The 248-nt window shown below is 34.3% G+C and carries 1 protein-coding gene; it reads right to left on the bottom strand.

Going from position 1 to position 248, the window contains the following annotated elements; all coding sequences use genetic code 11:
* Positions 1-248 (bottom strand): hypothetical protein (locus tag R2R70_RS22230; protein ID WP_410979236.1); only part of this gene is annotated, 248 nt, incomplete at both ends.

The following is a 248-nucleotide window of genomic DNA, read 5'->3' as shown; positions in this document are numbered from 1 at the left end:
ATAGTAATATTAGTATGGTCAATTACATCACTTTCGCTTTGCCAAATAACTGAGTATTTGTAAGGCGTACAGGCTTTTATTACCACAGCCTTTGCTTCATCACTAATTGCTTTCGTGTGACGAATGACCACAAAGTTATGCGTTTTACTTTGGCATAATTGTAGGTGGCTTATATTGTGTAATGGCTTATTGGGATTAATTAATTTATTAAAGAGTGTAAAAACAGTTTCATAGGCGTCAGTCAAAAC

It is taken from the genome of Cobetia sp. SIMBA_158, assembly GCF_046566945.1.
GTDB lineage: Bacteria > Pseudomonadota > Gammaproteobacteria > Pseudomonadales > Halomonadaceae > Cobetia > Cobetia amphilecti.
Note: the sequence above shows the minus strand (reverse complement) of the source record. Positions and strands in the feature narration are given on the sequence as shown.